Source organism: Neorhizobium descurainiae, assembly GCF_051400715.1.
GTDB lineage: Bacteria > Pseudomonadota > Alphaproteobacteria > Rhizobiales > Rhizobiaceae > Neorhizobium.
Genome location: NZ_JBLFFK010000058.1, coordinates 1 through 3,568 on the forward strand (window position 1 = coordinate 1; position 3,568 = coordinate 3,568).

At 61.2% G+C, this 3,568-nt stretch carries 2 protein-coding genes; both read left to right on the forward strand.

Features of this window, described 5'->3' with window-relative positions:
* Positions 1–718: 718 nt before the first annotated feature.
* Positions 719–2,422: a type I secretion system permease/ATPase gene (locus tag ACMGE0_RS33310; protein ID WP_436820128.1), complete on the forward strand. Its 1,704-nt coding sequence runs from the start codon at positions 719–721 to the stop codon at positions 2,420–2,422.
* Positions 2,419–3,568, forward strand: a 1,150-nt coding sequence (locus ACMGE0_RS33315) for an HlyD family type I secretion periplasmic adaptor subunit (RefSeq protein WP_436820129.1), incomplete at its 3' end; no start/stop codon positions are given. The genes ACMGE0_RS33310 and ACMGE0_RS33315, both read left to right, overlap by 4 nt.

Here is a 3,568-nt window from a genome sequence, read left to right on the forward strand (position 1 = left end):
AAGCGACCTCGTAAGACCGGCATCGACCCTGTAAGTGCGGTCCCTTGGCCGGCTATCGTGTCGAAAATATGCTGTTTCGCACAATGTGCCAGAGGCGCGATGGCATTGCCGATCGCCGGGCCATCACGCGGCCAAGCTTGTGCCCTTCGTGGAGACCGAAAGGACACAGTGCTAGGATCGCGGACGACATTGGATCGTCAGTCCGAAAATCGGGCTTGGTACCGCCACCGTCCCACACCCGCAGTAGGAAAGGGTGAAGCTATTTGATGAACAAAAATGGACCAGCGGCCCCTGATAATCCATCCCGTTAAGGTGGCTTCGCCCACAGCTTGCCCTCGGGCAAGTTACCATAACAGACAGCTTATGTAAGCCGATGGGGTATCCCCAACCTTGGCGACTTGCTACATTTGTCCAAGAACTTTTTGCCAGCCCTGGCTCTGCCATGCCGGCTCGTTGGGAGCGAGGTGCATCTGGGTCCCTCGGCCGGACTGCAATTGTGCCCACGGCTTATGCTTTGCGTGCGGGGCCAATGAACATCAGGCGATGAGGAATTGGGTGCCGCGTCATTTTTTCGACGTCATTAATCGTGGAGGATTGCACAGGGATAAAGAGGGCGACATTCTTAGCCTTCTCCGTTTCCTCCCCGAGCATGGCCCGGATACTGGCCGAGGTTGATTTGGTAAACTCCATGAAGATGGTCTGAGCGTTGTGGAAGGCAGTGAACAGCAAAGCCGGCCAGCCCTTGGTCGCCGGGGCCTTGCGTCAGACCCGAACGGCTTTCGTGAGCGTCGCGGCGTTGAGCGCCGTCACCAACCTTTTGATGCTGGTCGGCCCGCTGTTCATGATGCAGGTTTATGATCGGGTGCTGACGAGCAGGAGCGTTCCGACCCTTGTCGCTCTGTCTCTCCTGGCGCTTGGCCTTTATCTCTTTCTCGGCATCCTTGAGGTGATCCGGGCAAGGATCCTCACCCAGATCGGGCAGCGGATTGAAGAAGAGCTTGGCAATCCCACGTTCGACGCTGTCCTGGCGCTGCCCTTGCGGATGTCGAAGAAGGAAGCGATTTCACAGCCGCTTCGCGATCTCGACCAGATCCGCCAGTTCATGGGTGGTGCTGGTCCGATCGCGATCTGCGACATGCCGTGGCTGCCGTTCTATCTGGCGATCCTGTTCCTGTTTCATCCCTATCTCGGCTGGCTGGCGATCGCCGGTGCCGTCATTCTCGTCATCTTGACGCTGAGCAATGAGGCAATCCTGCGCAAGCCGATGCGGCGGCTTTCCCAACTGGCCAACGCCAGGGGAGAGTTCATCGAAGCCGGCCGCCGCAATGCCGAAGCGCTGCATGCGATGGGCATGCGGCAGGCCTATTCGGAACGATGGAGAGAGGCCAATAGCCAGTACATCGAAGAACAGCGGCGCACCAGCAATGCGACCAGCGGCTTTGCGACGATCTCCAAAATCTTTCGGCTTGCACTTCAGTCCGCCGTCCTCGCCCTCGGCGCCTGGCTCGCGATCCAGCAACTGGCGTCCCCGGGAGCAATGATCGCCTCCTCGATCCTGACCGCGCGGGCGCTGGCGCCGATTGAACAGGCGATCGGGCAATGGCGCGGCTTTGTGAATGCCCGACAGGCGACCGCGCGGCTTCGGGAACTTCTGGAGAAGCTCAGTGTGAAGGCCGAGCCAATGCCGCTTCCAGCGCCGAAGGCATCGCTTGCGGTGGCGGGGTTGATGGTGGCGCCACCTCAATCGAACACGCCGATCGTTCATGACGTTAGCTTCAGCCTGAAAGCCGGGCAGGCGGTCGGGATCATTGGTCCGAGCGGCTCCGGGAAATCGACCCTGGCTCGCGCGCTGGTTGGAATATGGCGGCCGGCAAAGGGAACGGCGAGGCTCGATGGCGCGGAGATCGATCAGTGGGATCCGGAAGCGCTGGGCAGCTCCATCGGTTATCTCCCGCAAGGGGTGGAACTGTTCGACGGCACCGTCGCCGAGAACATCGCGCGTTTCGCAGGGGAAGCCAAAGCTGATGACATCATTGAAGCCGCGAAGCTTGCTGGTGTCCACGACCTCATTCTTTCTCTCCCCGATGGATACGACACGCAGATCGGAACCTCGGGGGCCGTGCTTTCGGCGGGGCAACGGCAGCGGGTGGGGCTTGCCCGTGCGCTCTTCCGCAACCCGTTCCTGATCGTGCTCGATGAGCCGAATGCCAGCCTGGACGCCGAGGGCGAGATGGCCTTGACGAACGCGATCGCGGCTGCTCGGGAAAGGGGCTCGATCGTCGTTGTGATCGCCCATCGACCGAACGCGCTGGCGGCCGTCGATCATGCGCTCGTCCTTGCCCAGGGCAGGGTGGTCGCTTTCGGCCCGCGTGATGAAGTCCTGCGCAAGACAACCATGCGGGCGGTGGGGGAAAAAGCATGAGCGGTTATCCGGCAAGCGCCGCAACGCGCTCGATACGGCGGCTGTCTCTCCTGGCCCTTGTGACAATCGCGCTATTGATCTTCGGAGCCGGGGGATGGGCCGCATTGGCAAACCTCTCCGGCGCGATCATCGGGGCGGGCACGATCGTCGTCGACGGCAACGTCAAGCAGGTTCAGCACAAGGAAGGCGGCATCGTCGGTGAGATCCTCGTTCGAAACGGGTCTCATGTCGAAGCCGGCGATGTGCTTGTGCGGCTTGATGATACCCTGCCGCGGGCAAATCTTGGGATCGTCCTGAGCCAGATCGACCAATTGCAGGCCCGGCGTCTGCGACTGATGGCGGAACGCGACGGCAGCGAAGACATTCCGGTTTTTTCCGATACCGAAAACTGGCCGCAGAATGCTCGCGAGTATCTGGAAGGGGAAAAAGCTCTCTTCCATGCGAGGCGGCGCACAATCGAAGGGCAGAAATCGCAGCTGCGCGAGCGGATCGGTCAGATCGGCAAGGAGACCGAAGGGCTCATCGTCAGGCGCGATGCCAAGAGCGAGGAGCTCGACTGGATCGAGCAGGAGCTTTCACGGGTCCGGAGCCTCAGCGAGCAAGGGCTCATCCAGTTCACACGATTGGCGGAGCTTCAACGGCTGAAGGCACAGTTGGAAGGCGAGCGCGGGCAGTTCATCACCGAGATCGCCAGAACCGCAACTCGGATCACCGAGACCGAGCTGCAGATCCTGCAGCTCGATGAAGACCGGCGGACGGAAGTGCTGACGGAGCTTCGCGACGTGGACAACAAGCTTGCCGAATTGGCCGAACAGCGGATTGCCGCCGAGGACCAACTGTCGCGCATCGCCATCCTCTCACCGCAGGCGGGCATCGTCCACGAGTTGGCGGTCCATACGATCGGCGGCGTGATCCCGCCGGGCGAGACAATCATGCAGATCGTCCCGACACATGATGCGCTTGTCGTGGAAGCACGCATTCAGCCTGCCGATATCGACCAGCTTCATGTCGGCCAACGGGCGGTGCTGCGGTTCTCTGCATTCAATCAGAGGACCACGCCGGAGATCGGCGGAACCGTCGCAGCGGTCGCGGCCGATCTCATTCACAATCCCCAGACCGGCGAAGCCTGGTACACGGCCCGCATCC